This window comes from Leucobacter manosquensis (genome assembly GCF_018304845.1).
In the GTDB taxonomy this organism is placed as follows: Bacteria; Actinomycetota; Actinomycetes; order Actinomycetales; family Microbacteriaceae; genus Leucobacter; species Leucobacter alluvii.
This window is the reverse complement of sequence record NZ_JAFEVO010000001.1, coordinates 1635224-1660567: the sequence shown is the minus strand read 5'-3', so window position 1 is coordinate 1660567 and position 25344 is coordinate 1635224. Positions and strand designations below refer to the sequence as shown.

21 protein-coding genes are annotated in these 25344 nt (G+C 62.9%); 12 read left to right on the top strand and 9 right to left on the bottom strand.

What is annotated here, in order from left to right:
• Nucleotides 1-13: 13 nt before the first annotated feature.
• On the top strand, nt 14-787 hold the full coding sequence (gene map / locus JSQ98_RS07680; protein ID WP_211649082.1) for a type I methionyl aminopeptidase: 774 nt from the start codon (nt 14-16) through the stop codon (nt 785-787).
• Here map and JSQ98_RS07675 read toward each other — a convergent pair.
• From JSQ98_RS07675 to JSQ98_RS07640, 8 genes are all read right to left on the bottom strand, one after another.
• The gene (locus JSQ98_RS07675) at nt 744-2873 is read right to left on the bottom strand and encodes an acyltransferase family protein (protein WP_211649081.1); all 2130 of its coding nucleotides are present in this window, start codon (nt 2871-2873) and stop codon (nt 744-746) included. The genes map and JSQ98_RS07675 overlap by 44 nt on opposite strands.
• A gap of 95 nt (nt 2874-2968) precedes the next feature.
• Nucleotides 2969-4099 (bottom strand): ATP-binding cassette domain-containing protein, encoded by a 1131-nt coding sequence (locus tag JSQ98_RS07670; protein WP_211649079.1) that lies wholly within the window; start codon nt 4097-4099, stop codon nt 2969-2971.
• The gene (locus JSQ98_RS07665) at nt 4083-4949 is read right to left on the bottom strand and encodes an ABC transporter permease (RefSeq protein WP_211649078.1); all 867 of its coding nucleotides are present in this window, start codon (nt 4947-4949) and stop codon (nt 4083-4085) included. Before JSQ98_RS07665 ends, JSQ98_RS07670 begins: the two co-directional genes overlap by 17 nt.
• Nucleotides 4946-5692: a DapH/DapD/GlmU-related protein gene (locus tag JSQ98_RS15380; protein ID WP_211649076.1), complete on the bottom strand. Its 747-nt coding sequence runs from the start codon at nt 5690-5692 to the stop codon at nt 4946-4948. The genes JSQ98_RS07665 and JSQ98_RS15380 overlap by 4 nt, the downstream gene beginning before the upstream one ends.
• Nucleotides 5689-6684 carry a Gfo/Idh/MocA family oxidoreductase gene (locus JSQ98_RS07655; protein ID WP_211649075.1) on the bottom strand — a complete coding sequence of 332 codons (996 nt, stop codon included), beginning with the start codon at nt 6682-6684 and terminating at the stop codon, nt 5689-5691. The genes JSQ98_RS15380 and JSQ98_RS07655 overlap by 4 nt, the downstream gene beginning before the upstream one ends.
• Nucleotides 6685-6730: 46 nt before the next feature.
• Nucleotides 6731-8740, bottom strand: coding sequence for a DUF6541 family protein (locus JSQ98_RS07650; RefSeq protein WP_211649074.1), 2010 nt, complete (start codon nt 8738-8740; stop codon nt 6731-6733).
• Nucleotides 8737-9111 (bottom strand): DUF2304 domain-containing protein, encoded by a 375-nt coding sequence (locus tag JSQ98_RS07645; RefSeq protein ID WP_211649073.1) that lies wholly within the window; start codon nt 9109-9111, stop codon nt 8737-8739. Before JSQ98_RS07645 ends, JSQ98_RS07650 begins: the two co-directional genes overlap by 4 nt.
• 6 nt (nt 9112-9117) lie before the next feature.
• Nucleotides 9118-9813, bottom strand: coding sequence for a glycosyltransferase family 2 protein (locus JSQ98_RS07640; RefSeq protein ID WP_090151793.1), 696 nt, complete (start codon nt 9811-9813; stop codon nt 9118-9120).
• 216 nt (nt 9814-10029) lie between these two features.
• Here JSQ98_RS07640 and JSQ98_RS15375 point away from each other — a divergent pair, with 216 nt between their 5' ends.
• The gene (locus JSQ98_RS15375) at nt 10030-12327 is read left to right on the top strand and encodes an LGFP repeat-containing protein (RefSeq protein ID WP_211649072.1); all 2298 of its coding nucleotides are present in this window, start codon (nt 10030-10032) and stop codon (nt 12325-12327) included.
• A gap of 6 nt (nt 12328-12333) precedes the next feature.
• On the opposite strand, the gene JSQ98_RS07630 is transcribed toward JSQ98_RS15375, so the two are convergent.
• Nucleotides 12334-12795 (bottom strand): DapH/DapD/GlmU-related protein, encoded by a 462-nt coding sequence (locus JSQ98_RS07630; RefSeq protein WP_211649071.1) that lies wholly within the window; start codon nt 12793-12795, stop codon nt 12334-12336.
• 118 nt (nt 12796-12913) lie between these two features.
• Between JSQ98_RS07630 and JSQ98_RS07625 the strand changes: the two genes are divergently transcribed.
• The 10 genes from JSQ98_RS07625 to JSQ98_RS07580 all read left to right on the top strand — a co-directional run bounded on the left by JSQ98_RS07625 (nt 12914) and on the right by JSQ98_RS07580 (nt 25337).
• Nucleotides 12914-13879 (top strand): dTDP-glucose 4,6-dehydratase, encoded by a 966-nt coding sequence (locus JSQ98_RS07625; protein WP_211649070.1) that lies wholly within the window; start codon nt 12914-12916, stop codon nt 13877-13879.
• On the top strand, nt 13879-14988 hold the full coding sequence (locus tag JSQ98_RS07620; protein WP_211649069.1) for a DegT/DnrJ/EryC1/StrS family aminotransferase: 1110 nt from the start codon (nt 13879-13881) through the stop codon (nt 14986-14988). The genes JSQ98_RS07625 and JSQ98_RS07620 overlap by 1 nt, the downstream gene beginning before the upstream one ends.
• Nucleotides 14989-15025: 37 nt before the next feature.
• A complete protein-coding gene (locus JSQ98_RS07615; protein ID WP_211649067.1) occupies nt 15026-16183 on the top strand; it encodes a glycosyltransferase family protein in 1158 nt (385 codons plus the stop codon).
• Nucleotides 16184-16279: 96 nt separating this feature from the next.
• A complete protein-coding gene (locus tag JSQ98_RS07610) occupies nt 16280-17392 on the top strand; it encodes a DegT/DnrJ/EryC1/StrS family aminotransferase (protein ID WP_211649066.1) in 1113 nt (370 codons plus the stop codon).
• A 19-nt stretch (nt 17393-17411) separates the two neighbouring features.
• Nucleotides 17412-18620: a glycosyltransferase family 4 protein gene (locus JSQ98_RS07605; protein WP_211649065.1), complete on the top strand. Its 1209-nt coding sequence runs from the start codon at nt 17412-17414 to the stop codon at nt 18618-18620.
• Nucleotides 18621-18702: 82 nt separating this feature from the next.
• A complete protein-coding gene (locus tag JSQ98_RS07600) occupies nt 18703-20481 on the top strand; it encodes an ABC transporter ATP-binding protein (RefSeq protein WP_211649064.1) in 1779 nt (592 codons plus the stop codon).
• A gap of 41 nt (nt 20482-20522) precedes the next feature.
• Complete coding sequence (locus JSQ98_RS07595; RefSeq protein WP_211649063.1) at nt 20523-21707, top strand: glycosyltransferase; 1185 nt, start codon at nt 20523-20525, stop codon at nt 21705-21707.
• Complete coding sequence (locus JSQ98_RS07590; protein ID WP_211649062.1) at nt 21704-22837, top strand: glycosyltransferase family protein; 1134 nt, start codon at nt 21704-21706, stop codon at nt 22835-22837. The genes JSQ98_RS07595 and JSQ98_RS07590 overlap by 4 nt, the downstream gene beginning before the upstream one ends.
• Before the next feature lie 76 nt (nt 22838-22913).
• On the top strand, nt 22914-24038 hold the full coding sequence (locus tag JSQ98_RS07585) for a glycosyltransferase family 4 protein (protein ID WP_211649061.1): 1125 nt from the start codon (nt 22914-22916) through the stop codon (nt 24036-24038).
• Between the two features lie 9 nt (nt 24039-24047).
• On the top strand, nt 24048-25337 hold the full coding sequence (locus JSQ98_RS07580; protein ID WP_211649060.1) for a nucleotide sugar dehydrogenase: 1290 nt from the start codon (nt 24048-24050) through the stop codon (nt 25335-25337).
• The last annotated feature ends 7 nt before the right edge of the window (nt 25338-25344 follow it).

Below are 25344 nucleotides of genomic sequence, written 5' to 3'. Positions count from 1 at the left end.
ACGATGAAGATCGATGATTGAAATATTGAACGACGACCAGTTGAGCCGCGCGCGACGCGCGGGGGCCCTTGTCGGTGCTATTCTCCAGACGCTCCGGGAGCGCGCAGCCGTTGGTACCAACCTGCTCGAGCTCGACCAACTGACGGGGGAGATGATTCGCGACGGAGGCGGCGTCTCCTGCTACGTCGACTACGCGCCCTCGTTCGGCAATGGGCCGTTCGGTCACTACGTCTGCACGGCGGTCAACGATGCTGTCCTGCACGGCATGCCACACGACTATGCTCTGGTCGATGGCGACTTGCTCACCCTCGATCTCGCCCTCTCCGTCGACGGTATCGCAGCCGATTCCGCCATCAGCTTCATTGTCGGGGAGACGCGCGACCCGGCAGACGTCGCACTGATCGAGGCGACGGAAGAAGCGCTTCGCGCAGGCATCGCCGCGGCGCGGCCCGACGCTCGCCTGGGTGATATCTCGAGCGCTATCGGCAGGGTGCTCACAGGCGCCGGGTACTCCATCAACATGGAGTTCGGCGGCCACGGCATCGGCTCGACGATGCATCAGGATCCACACGTCGCTAACAACGGCCGCGCCGGACGCGGCTATCGGCTGCGACCGGGTCTGCTGCTCGCGATCGAGCCATGGGTGATGGCAGACACTGACAAGCTCGTCTTCGACGCCGACGGGTGGACGCTGCGGAGTGCGACGGGCAGCCGCACGGCGCACTCCGAGCACACGGTCGCGATCACCGAGAGCGGCGTTGAGATTCTGACGCTCCCCCCGAAGTAGCGCCGAGATCGTCGACCGCCGCAACGAGTTCGCGGTGGATGACAGGCTCGAGCGTGTCGAGGTAGAACGTGCTGAGGTGATTCTTATCGATGTACACGACTACATTTCCGATTACCGCAGGGCAGGCGTCAGGGCAGTAATAGGTGCTGAAATCGAGCGCGGCGACATGCCCTGACTTCAGCTCGTCGAGTGGATTCGTTCGAGCCAGTGTCTGGTGCGCCTGAATCCCGCATTCGGCGTTGACATCGCGGTTTCCCTCTTCGGCCTCCTCAACGCATTGGTAAACGTTGTACGTGAAACGCGGATTGTCGCGCACCAAGATCGTCGGAATCCCCATGCGTCCGAGGCGCTTGACGGCGCGCTCGAGCCCGTCGGGCACCGATTCGCTCTCCCCGGCTGTGCTCGGACTCTCGGAGTCAGCCGCCACGGTCCGCGTACCGATGGTGAAGACAACGTCGGGGTCGATCTCCTCGATGAGGTCCATGACATCTTCGTTCCAATCCCGGCATTCCTGCCGGGAGTACCCGTCGGTGTCCGGCTGCACGTCTCGCAGGCCGAACGCGCATGCGCCGAGGAGAAATGAGACGACGCGCCAGTTCTCACGTTTCCCGATGGTGTCGATTGGTGCGAGCATCTGCTGTGCGTGCGAATCGCCGACGACGACGATGGTGCGATCGGCCTCGCGCTCGGAGATCTCGTTGTCGAGGCAAGCGGGCACGCTCGAAGGAATATCGACGATGCTTCCGTCTCCGCAGTTACGGGACAGTGTGCCCCACTGGTCGGCTACTTCAGCTGGGCGGGGGCGCAGCGGGACGTTCGTCGCTATCCTGCCCGTCCAATCGTCAAAGAGCACGCGGGCGCCCGGGTTGCGGTACGTGCGCTGCTCCTTCGCCCGCTGTTCAGCCTCCGCGAGCGCGGTCGCTTCAGTTTCTGCTAATCTGCGCGCCTCCAACTGCGCGGGCGCGATGATTGCAGCGACGAGCGCGATGGAGAGGACGATGACTCCAGCACCTCGCCAGTTCGAACGATTGACCCACTCGAGTCGGCGCAGTGGAGTATCGACGATTGCGGTGAGTAGGCGAGCGACGGCGATAGCGCAGAGGATCACGATCAGGCCCTCGATGAGATTGAGCGGTGCACCGTCTCGGGCCGCCAGGATGAAGACGAGTGCTGGCCAATGCACAAGATACAGCGCATATGAACTCCTTCCGAGTGCCAGAACGAGCGGCTTCTCGAGGAGCATCGCGGGCCCATAACGACGGTCCTCGTCGTTTCCGGAGACAATGACTGCGGCAACGCTCACCACGGGCCAGAGGGCGAGATACCCCGGAAACCCACCCTGCACGTCGAGCACGAGGCCACAGGCGATGAGGGCGGCGAGTCCCATCCAGCCGATGACCGCGCGTGCGATCACGGGGAGCCGCAGTCGGTGGATCGTGAGGGCGAGGATCGAGCCGGCCGCGAACTCCCACAGCCGCGCACCTGTGTTGAAGTACGCCAGGGTCTGGTCGGCGGCCGTGCTCAGGATCGAGTACGTCAGCGAGATCGCGAAGATCGCCCCGAAGACGGCGAGGGCGATGCGGCGCGCAGGGATCCTGCCGCGCGCGAACCTCGCGATCAGCGCGATCAGCACGAACAGCAACGGCCACACGATGAAGACCTGCCCCTGCACGGAAAGGGACCAGAAGTGCTGGAGGGGGCTCGCCTGGGAGTGGTCGGCGTAGTAGTCGGCGCTCTCGAAGGCGAGCAACCAGTTCTCCGAGTAGAAGAGCGACGCCCAGGCATGGCGCCAGAGCGACTCGTGCGTCGAACCGGGCAAGATCTGTACGCCGATGGTGACCGTCGCCGCGATGACGATTGACGCAGCAGGCAACATGCGTTTGAAGTTGCGGATCCACTGCGTCGGGGCCCGCACACCGCCGGTCGACTCCAACCGGCGCATGAGCGAACCTGTCAGCAGGAACGCTGAGATCATGAGAAAAGCGTCAACGCCTCCCGAGACCCGCCCGAGCCAGACGTGGTACACCACGACGAGCAGCACCGCGATGGCGCGGAGGCCGTCAATGTCGTCGCGGTATGCTGGCACGCCCAGGCCGCGCGATACTTCCACTGCGGGTGGCGCGCCCGCTCGGCCCATCGCGGTCGGTGAGTCTGATCGCCGCTGCACGGGCTGCGATCCGGTCAGTTCTTGGTGAACCGCAGACCGCCCTCGATGGCGAACCCTGCCGTTCCGTTCTGGAATTCCATGGTGCGCACTTCGAAGTTCTCCAGGATGCCGGTCGGCGCGCCCGCCATGAACCCCCAGGGGCCAGCTGGTCCGCCCGCCCTGCGGTATGCGGCGAGGAAGACGCCGTTGCCGAGGCCGACGGTGCCGTCTTCGATGCCTCGTCGCGACGCAAGCGCGTGCGAGGTCGTGATCATGCCGTGGTCGAACTCTTGCACGAAGCCACCGCCGTTCTCCGAGATCTCGATACGAGGTCCGGTCGGGCGACCCCATCTTCGCGGGTCGCGCTGATAGAGGTCGTAGATCGCGCCGGTGATTTCGTGAACATTCTGCTCGTTGTCATCGCGAGGCTTCACGAACTCGACGGCCTCGTCGATCGGGCCGTCGAAGATCATGCGACCGTGCTCGAGGACGATGCCGCGTTCGCACAGCTCCTGCACTTGACTCGCGTTGTGGCTCACGACAAACATCGTCTTGCCCTGATCTTGCAACTCGAGCATCCGAGTCGTGCACTTCTTGCGGAACTGCGCATCGCCGACTGAGAGGATCTCGTCGACGAGCAGAACATCGAGCTCGGTGTGGATCGCAACCGAGAATCCAAGACGCGAATACATGCCGGACGAGTAATGCTTGACTTCTGTGTCGATGAAGTCGCCGATCTCGGAGAAGTCGAGTATGGACTGAAAATGGTCGTCGGTTTCTTGCTTGTTCATGCCGAGAATCGCGGCGTTGAGATAGACGTTGTCTCGACCCGTGAGGTCGGGATGAAAACCGGCTCCGACTTCGAGGAGACCGGCGACTCGGCCTCGGGTGCGCACCCACCCCTGATCCGGCGCCATAACTCCGGAGAGCAGCTTCAGCGTCGTCGACTTGCCAGACCCGTTCCGGCCGAGCAATGCAACCGATTGTCCTTCCCCGACGGTGAAAGAAATACCGTCGAGTGCATTGAAAGCGCTCGAGAGCGGCTTGCGGCGTATCGAAGCGATGAAGGTCTCTTTGAACGAGTGCGTGTGCTTGATCGTGAAGGTCTTGCGCACGTCTTCGAGTACGATCGCAGGCTTAGTAGTGACTTCAGAGGCTCTGGGCAAAGGAACCCTCCATTTTGCGGAAGACGATCTGACCAATCATGAGAGTGACAAGCGAGATTGCGAAGCCGATCAGCACGTATACGAGGAAGTTGTCGGGCCGGGCAATCGATGGCTCCAGCGGCAGCCAGAAGGCATCGTGGAAGAGTTCAACGGCGCCCGTGATGGGGTTCGACATATAGACGTGATAGAGCCACAGCGGGGCCCGGTCATACACGAGGTTCCAGACGTACAGCACGGGAGAGGCCCAGGTGGAGAACATCAGGATCAGATCCACGAAGTTGCGCGCGTCGCGGTAGGCAACGTTGATCGCGCCGAAGAACAAACCGAGTCCGAGCGCGAATAAGACGATGATGAGCGTGCCGATGACGAAGGCGACGATCTGCAACCAGCCGAAGGTCCATCCGCACAACAGCGCGACGATGAAGAGCAGTGCCGCCTGCGGCAGGAAATGCACCAGTGCGACCCCAGTCGCTGCGACCGGGAAAAGCTCGCGCGGCAGATAGATCTTCTTGATCAGCGACGCATTGTCGACGACAGCGTTCGTCGTGTTGCGCAGCGTCTCGCTGAAAAGGTTCACCGCGACGATACCCGCAAAGAGATACACCGGGAAGAACGACATCCCGTGATCGGCCTGCAGAATAACCCCGATCACGAGGTAGTACATCAAGAACTGCGCTCCGGGCCGCACATACGACCAGACCCAGCCCAACACCGAGCCGTGGTAGCGGGTGGCGACTCCCTTCTTCAGCAGAAGCGTGAGCAGATACCGGTGCCGGAAGACGTCGAAGAGACCTCGACTCGCGCCTGGCACGCGAAAATCGGGGTCATTCAGCAGGGAAGCTTCGCTCACAACGAGATTCTATCTGCGACAGCTGAAGGAACGAGCGCACCGTGCGAGCGCCACCATGCTACTGGGGCGGCGAGCGGTTCGAGGGCCTCCGGGATAGCGCCGCTCACGAGCTGATCATTCCCGCGATAAGCGAGCAGCAGTGCGTCGAGAACGTCCGCAGAGAATCCGGCGCGCTCCAAGCCGACTGCATTGATGCCGGTGATGCGTGGCGGTGTGCCGTACACCTTCGAAAACGGTGGTACGTCGCGGGTAACCGGGGTGCCCATTCCGATCATCGCCCCGTCCGCGATGATGCGACGCTGGTGCACGACGGCGTTCATGCCGATGTTGACTCGATCGCCGATTGCGCAGTGCCCACCGACGCTCACGCCCGCGGAGACTGTGGAATCTGCTCCGAGGAGCACGTCGTGCGCGAGGTAAGCACGGTTGAGCACCCAGCTGCGGGCACCGACGGTGGTCGCACGGTAGCTTCCCTGATGGATCACCGCGCCTTCTCGTATGACGGCGCCGGAGCAGATACGCACTCCCGCGTGCGCCAGCTCGCCGGTCCATGCAGGGTTCTGTCGGAGGTTGCTCATCTCTGGAGGTGAGCCGATCAGGGCGCCCGCTCCGATCCACACCCCGTCCTCGATCACGGTGGGACCGAGGATCACTGCGCCGGGGCCGACCGAGACGCCCGCGCCGAGCTCGACGCCCTCGCCGATGAAAGCGTGGGAGCTGATCGCGGTGTCGGGGCCGCTCACGATCCGGGCCTCAGGTTCACGGCAGCACCCGCCTGCGCCGACTCGATCACGGCCTCAGCGACACGGAGGGTCTCAGTCCCCTCTCGCAGTGTGACCGCATCTTCACGGGTGCCGAGAATGGCATCGCGGAACGCCTCGTGCTCACTGCGCAAGGGTTCGCGTTTCTCGAGCGAGAACCGCGTCACCGTGCCCTCGCTCACGCCCCTGAATGCGGCGACGGTGTCCCACGATCCAGCGTGGGTGCCATTCTCGAAGAACGTGAGATCTGCCGTGATCGTGTCGGCGACGAACGCGCCGAACTCTCCCGTGACAACTGTCAGGCGCTCCTTGAACGGGGTGAGCCAGTTCACAAGGTGATTGATCATGATGCCGTTCTCGAGCTTGCCGGTGATCGAAACCATGTCTTCATGCTCACGTCCGGAGCGATGAGCCGTCTGCGCGGAGAGGGTCGCATAGGGAGATTGTGCGAGCCAGGAGGTGAGGTCGATATCGTGGCTGCCGAGATCCTTGACCACACCGACATCCGCGATGCGCGCTGGGAAGGGCCCCTGCCGGCGCGTCTGAATCTGGTACACGTCGCCGAGATCACCGTTCTCGATGCGCTCGCGGAGGCTGATGAGCGCCGGATTGAAGCGCTCGACGTGCCCGACTGCCGCGACTCGCCCGGCCGATTCGAACGCCTCGACGAGGCGTTCGGCAGCGGGCAACTCGTGAGCCACCGGCTTCTCTATCAGCGCGTGGATGCCGGCTTCTGCGAGTGCGAGACCGACCTCCTCATGGTATTTCGTCGGAACGGCGACGACTGCCGCGTCCACCCCTGCGCGGATGAGGCCCTGCACCGAGTCGAACATGGGCGTTCTCCCCGATACACCGTGCGGGTCTCCCATGGCGTCAGCAACAGCGATGAGCTCGATCCCCTCGACCTCTCGGATCACCCGCGCATGGTGGCGGCCCATCATTCCGAGGCCGATCAGGCCGTACTTGATTGTCACTTCTTCTCCAATCGGTTCAGGCGTCGATCGCGATCGACGAATCTGTTCAGTCCGCACGGCACCCGGTGATGCGATACAGCACTGCGCCACCCTCACGGTCGACCTCGGTGAGCGTAGCGGAATCCTCGACCCCAGAAATTCCGAAGTACGGCTCGGCGCGCGGTGTCTCCGGGAAGACGAACTCCCGGCCGAAATCGAGCACGTACTCGACTTCGAGAGCGGCGGCGGCGGCACAAGCCTCGGGGGTGCCCCGGTCAATACCACTCGTGATGTCGGTGATGCGCGGGTCATAGTTTCCGCCTGTGTGCGGCACGAGCACCTCTTGACCGGTCAGCGCGTAGACGAGTGCGCCGCCGTTCCACGGGTTGTCAGCCACCACGGAGTCGGCTGGCACGTGCTCGGGGAGGCGTTCGATCAGCGCCCTCTCATCGGGGCTCAGCAGGGGCGACCAACGGTCGAACTCGTATTTCGAGCTGACGTAGTTCACTCCGGCGAACGCGCCGGCGCCCTGCGTCGCGGCGAGGAGGAAAAGCGCGGCGATCGCGCCCAGGGAGAGACGGCGTGCACGGGCGTTCCGTCCGGGGAACATCCGGGAAGCGCGACGTATCGCTGGCCCGGCAACGGCAGCAACCGTCGAGGCTCCGAAGACCGCGAGTGGCAGGGCGCCTAGGGGGACGAGCGCCGCGAGCCGCCAAGGATCGTTGTACCAGGGGGAGAGGAAGAAGGTGCGCCATTCAGACGTCGGAAAGCCATCGGCGATGACGTAGAACGTGATCAGCACCAGCGAGACGCCGAGGAGCCAACGCTGCCTCTTACGCAACGCGACGAGTGCGGCGCCCAAGATCACGAGCACGGCGATCGGCCAGTTGTGCCCTTCGATACGAGGGGTCGTTCCGACTGCGTCGAGTATGGCTCCAAATGGGGTGGGATGTCCGCCTTCCCATGGGTTCGTGCTTGTGCGCCCGATGTACCACGCGGCGATGACGATGGCCCCGAATGCACCGAGCCCGGCTGCCGCGAAGGCACCGCGGAGTGCGCGACTGCGGCTCGGCAGCACGAGCAGGCCGGAGTCGTTGGCAATCCGGCCCCCGCGCAATGCGCGCATAGCGGCCGTCAAGACGGGTACCGCGAGCCACAGGCAGAGCACATGAATCGCGTTCGGGTGCGCGAGCACTGCGGCTCCGAGCGCGCCGATGCCGAGCAGCCATCGCCCGCCAGAGCTGAGTGGAAGAGCTCGCCTGGCCCATCCGAGGTCGAGCAGTTGCAGCGCCGGGACGAGCACAAACGGAAGGAGTGCCAGCGAGAGCAGATTCGGGTACAGCACACCGAAGCCGGCGAGCGAGAGTGGAAAGTTCGGAAACGCGGCGGCGACGACACCTGAGACGATCGCGACGCGCGTCGCCGGCCCAGCAATAGCCTGCCCGAGAGCCACGACGCCGATCGGCCAGATTACGGCGCAGACGGTGAACAGCACGGCGTTGGTTGCAACGGGGATCGAAGCGCCTGAGAGTTGCGCGACGAGAGCGACGAAGCCGTGCCACAGGGTGGGATAGAACGCAGGGTTTCCGGGTGACGCGAGATCCATCGCGAATGGGGATGCATTCCCACTATCGAGAATGAGCCGCACCGCGTTGAGATGGAAAATCGCGTCATACGTCTGTGAAATCGCATCGGCAGATTTCAGGCTGAGCATGAGCGTCGTCGCCGTGGCGGCGCCCCCGATCGCGGCGGCGCCGAGGGGGAGCCAGAATCGCTGCGCCGGAAGCAACCGGCCGAACTCACGGAACGCACGGGGGTGCCCGACCCATTTGCGCACACTGAAGAGCACGAGGGCGAGCGCTGCAGCTACGGCGACCGGAGACAAGAAGCTCCATGGGATACCGATCGCTCCCGAAATGATCGGTGCAATGGCAAGCACCGCAAATGCTGCGGGAACGGCGACGATCGCGAGAGCGAAGCCGCGAAGCCGGAGTGCGAAGGCGGTCGGGAGACCGAGCACCGCGATGATACCGACCGCGAGAAGAGCCGGCAGGATCAACGGAAGCCAAGCGCTCACGCTTCGCCGCCCCTGTCTCGTCCGGTCTCGTCACGATGCTCAGTGAGGCGCGCCTCAATGAGTGCCACGGCGCGTGCCAACTGGGTCACGCGGGCGTCGCTTCGGGCTTTCGCTCGGATGACGGCCACGGCAAACGCGAGTACGGCGACGATGAAGATGTAGAGCAGGAGGTCGGTACCACGGCCGATTCCGAGCACATTCGCAACGGCGGTAAGTGCGTTCGGGAACAGAATGGCGAGTGCCGCTGCGATGACGAAGAGGATTGCGAAGATGCGCTTCAGCGCGAGCGAGCGCTCGCCCGGCAGGAATCGGACGGCGAGAGTCGCGATGCACACGATGCCGAGAATGAGCAGTAACTGAAAGATCGACATGGCCGCCTACCGGATGATGAGGTCGATGAGGATGTTGACCGAGTTGAGCAGAGACTGACCCTTCGCCTTGGAGTATTCGCTGTAGATGACCTCGACGGGCTCCTCTGCGTACGGAAGGCCGGTGCGACCGAGTTGCACGACGATCTCGGTGCCGTGCGCCATACGGTCTTGTCGCAGATGGATGCGACGAAGCGCGTCCTCTCGAATCACTCGCAATCCGTTGTGCGCGTCGGTGAGGCGGGTGCGAGTCGTCCAATTCGTCACGATGACCGCCGTCTTCAGGACGATTTTCTTCAATACGCCGGCCTGCGTGCGGTCATCGAGGAATCGGGATCCGAAGACAATGGCGAGGTCATCGTTCTGGGCTCGCTCTAGCATGAGCGCCGCGTCGACGACGCGATGCTGTCCGTCGGCGTCGAATGTAACGACGTACTTCGCCCCGCGCTCGAGCGCGTACTGGAACCCGGTCTGGAGCGCCGCGCCCTGACCGAGGTTGATGGGGTGGTTGACGACATGTGCTCCGGCCGCTCGAGCGACAGTGCCTGAACCGTCCCGTGAACCATCATCGATGCAGACCGTCTGAGGGAATACGGGCAAGAGCTCCGCGAGTACACCGCCGATCACGGTCGCCTCGTTGTAGAGAGGGATCACCACCCAGACATCGTCAGCGAACCGCTTCGAGGCGGTCGGGGCAGCGTTCATAGCACCTATTCTGGCAGACGAGCGAGTGACCGCTTATTCTTAACGACTAAGAGTACGTCGAAGCTGAGGCTTCACAACGGGGGAGCCTCCATGCGATCGAGTATGAAGAAGTGGGAAGGCGTGCGCGCTGCGATGTTGGGCGCGTTGACGATCATCGCTCTCGCAGCCGCGATGATTGTACCCGGAGTGGGCGCGAGCCCCGCGCAGGCTGCGAACGTGACGGACGGCTTCAGCCCCGGCAATATCGTGTCGGACGCGAATTTCTATGACGGCCGAGCTCTCGACGCGGGACAGATCCAAACCTTCCTCAATCAGCGCGTGCCGCGCTGCACAATCGGAGACCCGGGTCGAACCGCCGGCATGAAATGGGGAGAAACGAGAATCGCCTCTCAATGTCTGCGAAACTTCTCGATGAACACTCAGAGCCGTCCCGCGAATGCGTACTGCGCCGCGTATAGCGGACGAAGCGGCGAAAGCGCGGCCCAGATCATCGCGAAGGTCGGCCAGGCGTGCGGCATCAGCCAGCGAGTTCTGTTGATCATGTTGGAGAAGGAGCAGAGCCTCGTCACTGATTCGTGGCCGACGGTACGCCAGTTCGACGTCGCGATGGGGTATGCCTGCCCAGATTCAGGGCCCGGAGGGAGCGCGAACTGCGACCCCACGCAAACCGGCTTCTATCAGCAGGTGTACCGTGCCGCCTGGCAATTGCAGGTGTACCGGGCGAACCCGAACAGTTACAACTACAAGCCGTTCCAGAACAACCGCATCCAATGGCACCCGAATGCGGGCTGCGGTACCTCCAACGTTTACATCGAGAACTGGGCGACTGCCGCGCTCTACATCTACACGCCGTATCGCCCGAACCAGGCTGCGCTGAACGCAGGTTGGGGTACGGGCGATAGCTGTTCAAGCTACGGCAACCGTAATTTCTACAACTTCTACAAGACCTGGTTCGGTGATCCCAGACAGTCCATTCCGGTGCTTGCTGATATCGCTAAGTACTGGAATGCGCGCGGAGCCGGCCAAAGCACGTATGGATTCCCGACCGCCCCGCGAGCGTTCTACAGCACCCGCTTCCAGGGAGGGGTCTGGCTGCAGCACTTCGAGGGCGGGATCATCACGACGGAGATGCGCAGCGGAAAGACCGTGGGCATCCCATACGGCAGGGTGTTCACCCACTACAACGGGCAGACTGGCGGCGTCAGAGGCGAACTCGGCGCTCCGGTCGCGGAACCAGCACAGTACACGACGAATGGTGGAGGCGTGCTGCAATGGTTCCAGGGAGGTTTCATCACGACTTCGACTGCTGCCAATGTGACCGCGAGCATGACGTTCGGCCCCGTGTACGACCTCTACAACAGCCCAGAGGTGGGTGGTATCTACGGTGAATTGGGATTCCCGGTGTCAGTGTGGCAGTCATACACCGGCGGTAAGCTGCAGAACTTCCAACGCGGCTTTATCGCGCAAGCGACGGGCGCGAAGAGGCCGGTCTTCATGGCGCCTGGCGCGATCTACTCCACGTACAACACCGCCGCCGTCGGGGGCATCAGAGGTCGTCTCGGGTATCCCATGAAGAACGCTGAGACCGTCGCTCCAGGAGTGATTCAGCAGGAATTCCAGAATGGTCTGCTGGTACAGCGGGGTGGCGCTGTGATCGAGGTAAGCGGCGCCGAGTTCCGTGCCTATCGCGCGGCAGAGACCGCCGGGGAACCGCTCGGGCTGGTCACTGCTCCGAAGCGGTCGTACACCGCGAACGGCGGAGGCGACTTGACTCAGTTCGAGAGGGGCATCATCACGACCGAACGCAAGTCCCAGAAGACCAGCTACATCACGGGCGCGCATTTCCAGCACTACAACGATGTGCTCGGCGGAATCTACGGCGACTACGGATTCCCTGTAGCGAACCCTCGTGCTTATGCGGTCAACGGCGGCGGAACCTTGCAACTCTTCCAGAACGGCCTGCAGATTGTGGCTGACGGCTCGAGCACTGTGGCTGCGATGTCGTATACGAGCCCCGTATACGCGCGGTACAACGATCAGGAGGGCGGCATCTACGGATGGTTGGGCTTCCCGATCGCGGATGAAGTGCGGAGCGGGGACGGGGCGCGCACGCAGCAGTTCCAGAACGGCACGGTTGTCGTCGACGCGCAGGGGCGTGCCTCAGCGCTGCCCAAGGGGACCTCCGAACGGTACGTCACCGCGGGCGGGGCCGCGGGCGAGCTCGGAGAACAGCAGGGAAGCCCTCGGCGTTACACCGTGCAGGGGAAGGGAAGTGCATGGCTGAGTCTCTTCGCCGGGGGAATGATCGTGCAGGCGGATCAAGGCGGCGTCGCTGTGATCATGCGCTACTCGAGCCCCATCTATCGGTACTACAACGAGCAGGCCGGCGGCATCTACGGAACTCTGGGCTATCCCCTCGGTGACGAGTTCTCCCGGGCGGGGGTCGTGTCGCAGCAGTTCCAGGGCGGAACGCTCATTCTGAAGGACGGGAAGGTAAGTGTGCAGCCCAGGTGAGGCGCGTCAGGAAGGTTCGTTGTCGAGTTCGCTCACATGCTCGGCAGCGAATTTGCGAGCCGCGCCTGGGATCACCTGCGCAGGAACGCCGCGCAGGACGCTGAAAGGCGGTGCGGTTGTGCCTTCCGCAACGACCGCACCCGCCGCTACTACGCAGTGGTCTCCAATCACGCTACCCATCAGGATCACGGCATTCGCCCCCACGTATACATAATCGCCGAGGGTCGTGGACCGGCGCTCGATGGGGCGCTCGCCCTCTGAAATGCAGCGCGCGACGGTGGAATGCGTGTAAATCTGTGTGCCCGCAGAGAGGTTGCACCCCCTCCCGATCGAAAGGCCACCGCTTCCGTCGATGACGCAGAACGCCCCGATCCAGCAGCCTTCGCCGATGCGGGGCTCGCCAACGAACCAAGCATGTGGGTGGAACGGATTCGCGGGAAGCCCGCCGTGGCCCTCGGGGTGGTTCATCGGTGGAACTCGCTCTCTCGACGGTGCAGCGGGTGCGGATAGACAAGATGTTAGTCTGTGAGCTGGCTTCAGAACGTGCTGCCCACTGGGTGCAGCCGCCGCAGGAGAGGAAGTTTCAGTGACTATTCGAGATCGCTCCGTGCTCGTGACGGGCGGCGCCGGCTTCATCGGCAGCCATCTGGTCGACCGACTCGTAAAAGAGGGCGCTCGCCGAATCGTCGTGGTCGACAACTTCTTCCTCGGCAATGAGCACAACCTCGATGACGCGAAGCGCACCGGCGCCGATCTCGAGGTGGTGCGCCTCGATGCGTCGAACCTCTCCGCAATGCAAGACGTGGTGGAGCAGCACGAGGTCGAGACCGTGTTCGACCTCGCGACGATTCCCCTGCCCACTTCGCTGAGCTACCCGCACTTCACCATGCAGACGAACATCGGCATCACGAGCGCCTTCTGTGAGATCGCGCGCCGCGGCTCCATCGAGCGCCTCGTGCATATGTCGAGTTCGGAGGCCTACGGTTCGGGACGATACGTGCCCATGGACGAGGATCACCCGCACGACGCGCTCACGCCGTATGCCGCCGCCAAGTCGGCAGAGGATCACATTCTGCGCGCGTTCGTTAGCACCTTCGGCATCGATGCGACGATCGTGCGGCCGTTCAACAACTACGGCCCCCGTCAGAATCCTGGATCTTACGCTGGAATCATTCCGATCATCGTCCAGAAGGTGCGGGCGGGCGAACCGATCCTGGTGCACGGTGACGGAGAGCAGAGCCGCGACTTCACCTTTGTCCGCGACACCGTTGATTTTGCTGTCACCATCCACGACACGCCAGGGTGCCGTGGTGAAGAGATCAATGTGGCGACAGGCGTCGGCACGTCCATCAACACGCTGATCGCCCGCATGCTTGAGATCATGGGAAAGCCGGATCACCCGATCGAGCACGTCGCGGAGCGACCCGGTGACGTGCGCCGGCACATGGCCGACGTTTCGAAGCTCAAGGAACTGGTCGGCAGACAGCCTGAGGTGCTGAACGCCGACGCGCTCGCGGAAACCATTGACTTCTACGAGCGGGTGCTCGCCTGATGATGCGCTTGAATGTGCCGCTGACCGGGGCGGAAGAGCTCTCTGCCGTTGCTGAGGTACTCGAGTCGGGTTATCTCACTCAGGGGCCGCGCGCCGCAGAGTTCGAGCGCCAGGTCGCCCAGCTCGTCGACGTTCCGCACGCCTTCGCTACGAGCTCCGCGACCACCGGCCTGCATCTCGCGCTGCATGCGGCGGGCGTGGAAGCGGGCGACGAGGTCATCATCCCCGACTTCAGCTTCCCGGCCACCGCGAACGCTGTGATTCAGCAAGGCGCGGTCCCGGTGTTCGTGGATATCGACCTTGCCACGTTTAACATGAACCCGGAGCTCATTGCTGCTGCGGTGACCGAGCGCACGAAGGCGATCATGCCGGTGCACGCGTTTGGCCTCCCAGCGGATATGGACGGGATCAATGCCTCGGCAGCAAAGATCGGTGTCCCGGTCATCGAGGACGCCGCTTGCGCGCTGGGCGGAACATATCGGGGACGGCAGGCAGGATCTCTGGGAACCGCCGGGGTCTTCTCCTTCCATCCCCGCAAGATCATCACCACGGGCGAGGGCGGGCTGATCACCACTGCGGACGACGAGCTTGCGGAGCGCGTCGCGGTGCTGCGCACCCACGGTGCGGTGCGAGGCAGCCACTACATGTCGTTCATCGACGCAGGGTACAACTATCGGCTCAGTGACGTGCATGCCGCGATTGGCGTCGCGCAGATGGTGAAGCTGGAGTACATCCTGCAGCAGCGCCGAGCACTTGCGAAGGTATACGCCGATGCGCTCGCCTCGATCGAGAGCGTCGCTGCACCCGTGGTGCCGGAGGGGACAGAGCACGCCTACCAGTCGTACGTCGTGCTGCTCGAAGCAGGCATCGATCGGAACTCGGTCATCGACGCCATGCGCGAGGCTGGAATCGAGACCACGCTCGGTACCTACTCCATGCATCTGCAGCCCTACTTCCGAGAGCGTTACGGCATCGTCGACGAACAGCTGCCGAACGCGACGCGAGCGCATCACTCTGCGCTCACTCTGCCGCTCTACCCCCAGTTGGGCGAGGAAGAAGTGCGGCGCGTGGTCGACACGCTCAGAAATGTACTCGAGGCGCAGGCCTGAGGCCTCTGCCCGGTGAAGGCCTAGAGGAAGCGAAGTAGTGTCCGCGTTGGTGCGCAAGATCGTCGTGCCGCTGCAGCGCGTGATCGCGGCGGTGTCGTTTCGCAGAGCTCGAAGGCGATCGACTGTGGCTCCGATCAGCTGGGTGATCGGTCCGGAAGAGACGGCGACCATGGTTCGCAGTATGGCGCAGTCGCTGCCCGGTTCGTATACCGCTGTGCTCAAACCGCACCCGTTCTACGCGGGCGGCTACGACTATGAGCCCAGTCCTGTGCCGGGCGGGTGGGCTGGAAGCGCCATTCGCGACGCCTGGATTTTCGGGAAGCTCGCGGCGCGGGCTCGCGGCTTCATCTACGTCGGACCGGGAGGGTTTCTCCGCGCACAGTCCGACCTCCGCGTATTCGAGTTCTCATTCCTGAAGGAGCGAGGGGTGAAGCTGGTGTGCTACTTCACTGGTTCCGACATCCGTTCGATCCCGATCATGCGCGCTCACGAACGCGATACGGGTCTGCCGAACATCGCGACGTACTTGCCCGAGATCAAGCCGATCTTTGGAACCGAAGCCTACGATCGCGTTCGACGTGGAATCGCGGAAGCCGCGGATCGGTACGCCGACGTGATCTTCACCGCGGCAGTCGATCAGTGCGGATATCTCACGCGCGACACTGAGCCGTTCCGCTACTTCTACCCGCAGGAGCGCATCGCCGCGGACCTCACGAAGTTCAACCTACCCGGCCCTCGCGTGGTGTTGCACGCACCTTCGTCTCCGATCATCAAGGGGACTCAGCTGGTGCGCGCGGCCGTTGCTGCGCTGCGTGCCGAAGGTCTTGCATTCGAGTACGTGGAACTCTCCGGCGTGCCGCACACTGAGGTCACGGAGGCTCTCGAACGCTCCCACATCGTGCTCAATCAGTTCTATGCGCATATGCCCGGAATGTTCGGCGTTGAGGCGATGGCCGCCGGCGCGGTCATGATGTCGAGCGCGGACGAACACGTGGAAACGGACCTTCCCGTCGGATCGAATGACGCCTGGGTCGTGACGCGTCATTACGAGGTGACCGAGAAACTGCGAGAACTTCTCCAGATGAGACCTGAACAGCTTCTGGCGCAGGCCGAGGCAGGGCAGCGCTGGGTGCGCCAGCACGCGACTGCCGAGGTCTCCGGAAAGGTGCTGCGTTCGTTGCTTGACGCGCTGTGAACCGTCTTGCCCGGCTCGCTGAATGAGCCCTGCGTCGCCAAACGGTATCCTCGTAGGGGACACGCATGATTTCGCCGAAGAGAGGCCGAAGAACGTATGGCAACCGAATTTATCCCTCCGGCACAGCCGATCATCGGTGATGAGGAGCGGGAAGCCGTCGACCGAGTGCTGCGCTCTGGCATGATCGCGCAGGGCCCTGAGGTTGCTGCATTCGAACAGGAGTTCGGTGCGCACTTCGCGGCAGGGCGTGCGACGGTTGCGGTGAACTCGGGAACGAGCGGTCAGCACCTCGGACTACTCGCCGCCGGAGTCGGCCCGGGTGACGAAGTCATCGTCCCGTCCTTCACCTTCGCAGCGACCGGCAATTCGGTCGCGCTCACCGGTGCGACTCCGGTGTTCGTGGATATCGAGCCCGACTTTTTCACGCTTGATCCCGACTCCGTGCGCGCCGCGATTTCCCCACGCACAAAGGGCATCATGCCTGTGCACCTGTACGGCCACCCGTTTCTCGTCGATCAGATCGAAGCTATCGCTCACGAGCATGGCATCGCGATTTATGAGGACGCGGCTCAGGCACACGGTGCCAGCTGGGGAGGCCGTCAGGTGGGCGCCATCGGAGACTTCGCCATGTTCAGTCTGTACCCCACGAAGAATATGACGTCCGGCGAAGGCGGCATGGTCACATGCGAAAACGAGGAGCTCGCACGCAACGTTCGCCTGCTTCGCAATCAGGGCATGGAAACTCAGTACGCGAACGAGGTGATTGGCTTCAACGCGAGGATGACGGATGTTCACGCAGCCATCGGTCGCGTGCAGCTCACGAAGGTTGACGGGTGGACAGCGCAGCGTCAGCGCAACGCAGCGGCGCTCAACGAGGGCCTCGCAGGGGTCGCGGGGGTTCGGACGCCAAGGGTGCACGAGCAAGCATCGCACGTCTACCACCAGTACACGGTGCGACTCGATGCTGGCGAGCGAGATCGTATTCGCGAGGCGCTCAAGCAGGAGCACAACATCGGAACGGGCGTCTACTACCCAATCCCCAACCATCGATTGCCATCTCTCGCGAAGTTCGCTCCTGGCCTCGAACTGCCTGAGACCGAACGTGCCGCCGCAGAGGTCCTGTCGCTGCCGGTGCACCCGTCTCTCAGCGGCGGGGATATTGATCGCATCATCGCTGCGGTGACTCAGGTCGCCGGGGCGGGGTCATGATCTCGGGGGCCGCGTCAGCTTGAGGATCGCAATCGCAAGTCGCATTTTCGATCCCGAACCGAGCGCTGCTTCGTTCCGGCTCGCTGCTCTGGCGCGGGCCTTGGTCGAGGCCGGACATGACGTCGACGTACTTACGGTACGCCCGCCAGCTCGGCTTCGCGCTGGAGTGGCCCAGCCGGAAGCGACGGGATACCGTGTCAGGCGGTTTCCCGTGCTGCGCGATTCCAGTGGCTATGTTCGCGGATACCTCCCGTATCTGAGCTTCGATGTCCCCTTGTTCTTTCGCTTGGTGTTCGGGCCGAAGCGGGACCTCGTCATTTCCGAGCCCCCACCGACGACCGGCTTTTTTGTTCGCCTCGCTTCGTGGGTGAGACGCACTCCATATGCCTACTATGCTGCTGACATCTGGTCCGATGCCGCGGCTCAGACGGACGCGCCGGCGTGGATGGTGCGCATGGTGCAAGCGCTCGAACGTTGTGCGCTTCGTCGTGCTCGTGTCGTCATCTCCGTTTCTGCAGGAGTGACGGAGCGCGTCTCGGATCTGACTGATGCTAACGTGGTAACGGTCGGCAACGGCGTAGACGCAGCACGTTTCACCCGGGCACTCGCGGGATCTTTCGAACTCCCCCTGAAACGTGGCGAACATCACGAATTTGTGTACGCGGGAACTGCCTCTGAGTGGCACGGCGCAGACGTGTTCGTGGACGCCCTGCCAGCTGTCTTACACGATGTCCCGCTGACGAGATTGCGGTTCATTGGCGGCGGCTCCGAACGCGAGGCTCTCCGGACCCGTGCCCAGGAACTTGACGTGTCGCATGCGGTGACCTTCGAACCTGTTCTGGGGGCTGCAGAAATCGCTCCCATTCTCGCGCGGGCGACTGCGGCGGTGGCCAGTGTGCGGCCAGGGGCTGGATATGATTTCGCGTTTCCGACCAAGCTGTATAGCGCGGCGGTGTGCGGTGCTCCCTTGATCTACTCGGGATTTGGTCCAGCAGAGGAATTCGTTCGCACGGAAGTCGAGGGCTCCGCATTGGGAACTGCGGTCGCTCCTGATTCCGTGCAGGTGGCTGCTGCTATGGTGTCAGCCGCGCGTGCTGTAGCCGAGTCGTCTCCGGAGAGTGTCGTGGCGCGTCACAACGCAGTATCCCGTTGGGCAATTCAGAACGTCGGTCTCGACGCTGTGGCTGAGCGCGCTGTACGCGCGCTCGACGAGTCCGTGGGCGGATGAAGTACCGTGCGATGGCGGGAGCAAGCTGCCTCACGGCACGCAGGTGTCCGCCGGGCAGTCCAATGATGAAGGAGATACATCGATGAAGCAGTTATGGCGCACGCTGGTCGGGCTCTTCGACGTACTCCCGCGCGGAGCCAAGCCGTTCTATGTCTGGTATTCGATTGTCACGGGCGCGCTCTCGATCCTCGACACGCTCGCGCTTGCGCTGATTGTAGCTGTGGTCACCCCGATTGCGGGCGGAGACCCGATTGCATTACCCGTCATCGGTCGCATCGATCCCGATTCCACGGTGTGGATCATCGTCGTCATCTTCGGGTTGTTCCTTTTGAAGAGCGCGCTCGCAATCGTGCTGCACTGGTTTGCCACCCGGCGCTTCGCGCGCTACGAATTGCAGGTCGGCAACGAGCTCTTCCGGGCCTACACGCACTCGAGCTGGGAGCAGCGAGCCCGAATCAGTACCGCGGAGGTGACGCGTATCGTGGACAGCTCGATGGCGAACGCGAACCTCGGCTTCATCTTGCCGCTCTCGCAAGTTCCTGGCAACGTGCTCACCTTCGTCTCGGTCCTCAGCGTGCTGGTCATCGCGCAACCGTCAACAGCCATCGTTGCACTCATCTACCTAGCCGCGTTCTCGGCGCTGATGCTCCTCGTAATCTCCCGACGCGCGCGTCAAGCCGGCATGGACAACAGGAAGTACGCCTACCGAGTCGCCACGATCATGACCGAGATGGTAGACGCGCTCAAAGAGGTGACCCTCCGCGGGAAACTCGACGAGATCGGCGATGTCATCTCGAAGAACCGGCGGGTAGCTACCCGTGCGCGCGCAAATATCTCCTTCTTGGGCATTGTGCCGAAGTACGCATTCGAAAGCGCACTGATCGGTGGGTTCCTGGTGGTAGGTGGGAGCGCCTATCTCATGGGAGGCATGGCGTCTGCCCTTACAGCGGTAGCGCTTTTCGCCGCAACGGGATTCCGCATGATTCCGGCGATGACAACGGTTCAGTCCGCCTTCACGACCGCGGGCGCCAATGAGGTGTATGCCAAAGACGTGATCCGTGAACTCTCGGCAGTGAATCGCGAAGTGGCGGAGTCTGCGCAGGCGCAGGACCGTGGGGTGCTGCCGACGCGTGCACGGTCCATCGAATTGCGCAACGTGAGCTTCCGCTACCCAGCTGCTGAGGCGAACGTACTAGACAGTGTGTCGTTGATGGTGCCGTTCGGGTCAAGCCTCGCGATCGTTGGCCCGTCCGGTGCGGGCAAGTCGACACTCATCGACATCCTGCTCGGACTGAGTGTGCCGACTTCGGGTGAGCTCGTTGTCGACGACATTCCCATCACCGATGTGATGAAGCAATGGCGATCCCGGGTCGGATACGTTCCGCAGCGAGTCGCGCTCTTTGATGCTTCTATCGCCCAGAACGTCGCCCTCACCTGGGAAAATGACTACGACCCGGAGCGCGTGCGAGTAGCGCTGGAACGAGCGCACCTGGGCGAGCTTGCTCGTCGAGGAAAAGGCATCGAAGAACTCATCGGGGAACGGGGCGCTAGTATCTCGGGCGGCCAGCAGCAACGACTGGGAATCGCCCGTGCGTTGTACTCAGATCCGCTCGTGATGGTCATGGATGAAGCGACCAGCTCCCTTGACACTGCCACTGAGAACCGAGTTACCGAGTCGATGCGCGAATTGCAGGGCGAGGTGACGTTTGTCACGGTCGCACATCGATTGGCCACAGTCCGCGATTACGATCAAGTCTGTTATCTCGATAGAGGCAGCATTCTGGGACGGGGCACCTTCGAAGAAGTCGTTGCACAGGTGCCCGAGTTTCGCTTGCAGGCTGAGTTGGCGGGGCTGCTATGAACCGTCAGCCCGGCGCGCGCCCTTCGGCAGCTACAAGAGGGATGAACATTTCCAAGCGTGTTCGCGACGGTGGAAGCGATGCGCAGCGCCCGACGCTTCTCATCGTCTCCTTTTCACGAATCGTTGCTGATGCTCGGTTGTTGAAGCAGATCCGGGCATTCACTCCTGACTACGAAGTGACGACGTGCGGGTACGGCCCGCAGCCGGACGAGAATGTGGCGCACATTGAGATCGATGATGCCGTGAGCACGCAGCTCAAGCAGCTGCAGGGCATTGCGCTTCGCGCACGCCTGTATCGCTTCGCCTACTGGGTGAGCCCGCAGGCGCGTCAGGCGCGACGTCTATTGCGGTCCGCAACATTCGATGCGGTCCTCGCCAACGACCTCGACACCGCTGGTGCCGTACTCGCGGTGTTCGAATCGCGTCGTATTCATCTCGACCTGCATGAATTCTGGCCGGGGCGTCATGACGACGTCGCCGAGTGGACCGCGTTGCGAGCCCCGTTCTACTCGTGGCAACTCCGGAAATGGGCGACACAGGCCCGTTCCGTGACGACGATCAACGAATCGCTCGCGGAACGTTACTCCGACGATTTCGGTCTCCGGTGCGGTGTGGTGACCAACGCGACCGAGTTCCAGGAGCTTGCGCCTGGGTCGGTGAAGCAACCAATTCGCTTTGTGCATTCGGGCGCCTCGCAGGTAAACCGCCGTCTCGAACGGATGATGAGGGCCGTGGCCCGGAGCACGACGGGCGCCACGATTGACCTGTACCTGGTCGGCACCGGGTCTGCCTACTATCGGTCGCTACAGGATCTTGCTCGTGACCTGGGTGAGCGCGTACGTATCTTGCCTCCGGTGTCGCATGCGGATCTGGTATCGACGCTCAACCAATACGATGTCGGGCTCCCGTTCCTTCCGCCGACGACCACGAACATCAGAATGTCGTTGCCGAACAAGTTCTTTGACTACGTGCAAGCTCGTCTCGCCATTCTGACCGGCCCGACCCCGCCGATGAAGGAATTGGTGGAGAAGTTTGACTTGGGTGTGGTAACTGCAGACTTTGAAGAGGAATCACTCGTCCGAGCCATCGAGACGCTGGACGTCGAACGAATTCAGAGTTGGAAGCGGAACGCTGACGCCGCCGCCGAGCCCCTTTCCGCTGAGCGCCAGAATGCCGGCTGGCTCGAACCCATCTCGCACATCGCAGAGGAGACGCGACAACGATGACGGCTGAGAAACCTCTCATGATCTTTCACGTTGCCTACCGTCTCAACCCCGACGCGAAGAGTGCAAGTGGCATTCGGCCACTCAAGATGCGTCAAGCCTTCGAAGAGATTGGATACCGCGTTCTTGAGATCTCGGGGCGTCACCCTCAGCGTCGGGCTCAAATCAAACGCATTCGTGGATTGATCGCAGGTGGCCTGCGCGTTGACTTCGTCTATTCGGAATCGGCTACCGCCCCGACGGGCCTTGGTGAACCAGTCACCTCAGCGACGAGCTTGAGTCGAGACATTCGCTTCTTGCGGTTTTGCCGACAGTCGGGGATACCTGTAGGGCTGTTCTACCGCGATATCTACTGGAACTTCCCGATCTACACGGAGGTCTTGTGGTGGCCGATGTATGTGCTCATGCGCATGTTGCACCGCCGTGATCTACGCGGCTACCGCCGGGCGAATATCGATGTCTATGTGCCCTCGATGGAGATGAGCGAGTGGGTGCCGATCATTGATCGCGCACGTTTCCGTGAATTACCGCCCGGCGGTGAGATTCGGGATTCGACCGTTGAGACGCAAGGCGCCGACGATTCTTCTTCCGAGTCAAGTGCACGCGCGAGCCTTCGTTTGCTGTACGTGGGCGGGTTGAGCGACAACTATCGCCTGCACGAGAGTGTGCGCGCGATCGCAGGACGAAAAGGTGTATCGCTCACCATCTGCACTCGAGAGGCTGAGTGGCAGGCGCGGGAGTCCGAATATCGAGACCTGATGGCTCCGAATATTCGAGTCGTGCACCGCAGCGGAGACGAGCTGCGCGAGCTCTACGACGAGGCGAACGCCTGTCTGCTCGCCGTTGAACCGATCGTGTACTGGACGTTCGCCGTCCCGGTGAAACTCTTCGAATATCTCGGCAACGGGAAACCGGTCATCGCATCGGCGGGCAGCTACTCGGGGCGCTTCGTGCGCGACCAGAGTGTGGGCTGGACGGTCGCATACGGAGCCGACGAGTTCGCGGATACACTCGATCGCCTCGTCGAGCGCCCGGAAGAACTGGAGGCAGTTACGGAGTGGGTGCGCACGGTGCGTCGCGACCATACGTGGCAGGCCCGGGCCAAACAGGTGGTGGCGGATCTCGTCGTCTGAACTGGTCGGCATCGCCAGTTCGCCGATGTGCCTCGGCACCACCGCTTGGCTGTGGAACGGGCCGTAGTGTAGGTGTATGCGCGTTCTGGTCGTCACTCCCTGGTTTCCCTCCCGTATGCACACGGGATCCGGCGTGTTCAACCTGAGAGACGCCGAAATGATCGCTGCGAAGCATGACGTGCGAGTGCTGCACCTCATTCGACCTGACTGGTTCCTTGAAACGGAAGAGTCGCGGTCCGATCTGGATGTGCGACGAGTGCCATTCTCGATCACCGAGCCGCGCACGTGGGCGAGGGCGCGCAGAGCGATCCGCGACGAGCTCGCAGGTGCCGAACTGCTTCACACTATGGCCTTCCCCGCCCTAGTGCCATTCTCCGGGGTGCGTGTCCGAGTGCCCTGGCTGCATACTGAGCATTGGTCCGGGCTCACAAAACCGCTTGGCGGGCTGAAAGCTATGTTGAAACGACTGCTGTTCCGCCGATTGCGTCGCCCAGATGTTGTCGTAGCGGTGAGCGAGTCGCTCGCCGACACTATTCGCCCCTGGTGCAGATCGGTCCCTCTGATCATCGAGAATGCGGTTCCAATGCCTGAGCGCGGATGCATGTCCGAACCGTTCACATCGGGAGCTTCCCTCCGCTTGATTTCGGTTGGAGGTCTGGTGGCCCACAAGGGCCCGATTGCCGCGGTGCAGGCGACGGCAGAACTCGTACGCCGAGGTTTCGACGCCCACCTCCGCTGGGTCGGCCAAGGGGCCGACCGTGCGGAGGTGGAAGCTGCAATTGTGGAAACCGGATTGTCCGCTCGCGTGCAGCTCGTCGGCCAAGTCGATCGCACGGAGCTCGAACACCACTTGCTCTCGTCGCATGTCTTCATGCTTCCCACTGCCGGGGAGACCTTTGGCATCGCCCTTGCGGAGGCGCTCGCGTGCGGCCTGCCCGTCGTGACTTCCGGAACTGGTGGCCACACGTTTATGATCAAGGACTTCGATGCCGCGAAAGTGGCGCATCGAAACCCCTCGGATCTCGCAGATGCTGTCGAGGAGCTGCTTGCCCAGGACAACGCTGACCTGCGGCGGGCAACGACGCTACGAGCGCGGGAACGCTTCTCCGAAAACCGCCGTATCGAGGCGTATGCTGCGGCTTATGAAGCGACGTTCGCAGGCATGTCGAGCAGACCGCGCACCAACCATAGCTGGCGCTAGACTGAAGGTGTGAAGATTGCAGTTGTCGCCACCGGTAAGATCGGGCTTCCGCTCGCCACGCAGTACGCCTCGATGGGGCACGAAGTCGTTGGAGTCGACGTCAACCAGGCGTTGGTCGATTGCATCAACCGCGGGGAGGAACCGTTCCCGGGTGAAGCCGGCCTTGCGGAGAAGCTCGCCGAGCAAGTGCCTGCGGGCACACTCCGTGCGACGAGCGACTACGCTGACGCCATTCCCGGGGCGGATGCGGTTGTGCTCGTCGTCCCGTTGCTCGTCGACGAGGAGACCTGGCAGCCCGACTTCAAATGGATGGACGCCGCGACGCGTTCCCTGGCCGATCACCTGACGCCCGGAACTCTCGTATCTTACGAAACAACCCTTCCCGTCGGCACGACGCGCAGCCGTTGGAAGCCGCTCATCGAGGAGGTCTCCGGCCTCTCTGAGGGCACTGATTTCCACCTCGTATTCTCGCCCGAGCGCGTGCTCACCGGTCGCGTCTACGCCGACCTGAAGAAGTACCCTAAGCTTGTCGGCGGCCTGAACGAGGCCGGCACGCAGAAGGCGATCGAGTTCTACGAGTCGGTGCTCACCTTCGACGAGCGCACCGATCTGCCTCGCCCGAACGGGGTCTGGGACATGGGCACCGCCGAGGCGGCGGAGATGGCGAAGCTCGCCGAGACGACCTACCGCGACGTGAACATCGGCCTCGCGAATCAGTTCGCTCGGTTCGCCGACACCGCGGGCATCGACGTGTACAAAGTGATCGAGGCCTGTAACTCGCAGCCGTTCAGCCACATTCACCGGCCGGGCATTGCCGTCGGTGGGCACTGCATTCCGGTGTACCCGCGCCTGTACCTGTCGACCGACCCCGACGCCGACATCGTGCGCACCGCGCGCAACTACAACGCGACGATGCCTGCGTACGTGGTCGATCGCGTCGAGCAGACGATCGGCGATCTGTCGGGTCAGCGCGTGGTCGTGCTCGGAGCCGCGTATCGCGGAGGCGTGAAGGAGACGGCGGTCTCCGGCGTCTTCCCGACCGTCGAAGAACTCGCGAAGCGCGGAGCGATCGTGACCGTGCACGACCCCCTGTTCTCCGACGAGGAACTGGCGGGCTACGGTTTCACCGCGCACACGATCGGAGATCCGGTCGATGTGGCGATCCTGCAGGCGGATCACGTCGACTACCTCGAGCTCGGCCCAGCCGACTTCCCGGAGATCAAGCTCTTCGCAGACGGACGCAACGCGACGAATCCCACGAAGTGGACCGGCGTGCCGCGCATCGTCATCGGGGCCTGAGCGCCCC